This is a genomic window from Microbacterium sp. B35-30 (assembly GCF_010634855.1).
GTDB lineage: Bacteria > Actinomycetota > Actinomycetes > Actinomycetales > Microbacteriaceae > Microbacterium.
Map to the genome: position 1 here is coordinate 1 of NZ_MWLQ01000070.1, position 548 is coordinate 548.

General features: G+C 63.3%; 1 protein-coding gene. It reads right to left on the reverse strand.

Going from position 1 to position 548, the window contains the following annotated elements:
• Nucleotides 1-83: 83 nt before the first annotated feature.
• Nucleotides 84-548, reverse strand: a 465-nt coding sequence (locus B2K11_RS20370) for an ABC transporter permease subunit (RefSeq protein WP_163620915.1), incomplete at its 5' end; no start/stop codon positions are given.

Below are 548 nucleotides of genomic sequence, written 5' to 3' on the forward strand. Positions count from 1 at the left end.
CCGAGGCGCGATAGCGCGCCGAGGTGTCGCCGCGCTTCGTGGTGGTGAGCGTCTTGGTCATCGTCGTCGTCATGGCCGGCCCCTCACACGATCGATTCGCCGCGGACGCGCTTGGAGACCGCGTTGACGGTGAGCAGGAGCGCGACCGAGATGAGGCTCTTGAGCATGCCGATCGCGGTGGCGAGCGACAGGCTGTTGCCGGTCATGCCGATGTTGTAGACGTACAGGTCGAGCACCTGGATCCACTCCTTGTTGAACGCGTTCTGGAACACGTAGTACTGCTCCATGCCGTTGTTCAGGATGTTCGCGATCGACAGCAGCAGCAGCACGAGATAGGTGGGCATCAGCTGCGGCAGCGTGATGTAGCGCATCAGCTGGAAGCGCCCGGCACCGTCGATGCGGGCGGACTCGTACAGCGACTGGTCGATGCCGGCGATCGCGGCGAGGTAGATGATCGCGCCCCAGCCGAGCCCCTTCCAGATGCTCCAGAGCGTCATGGTGATCCAGACGTTCTGGTCGCTGTCGAGGAACTTGATCGGCGTGGTGAT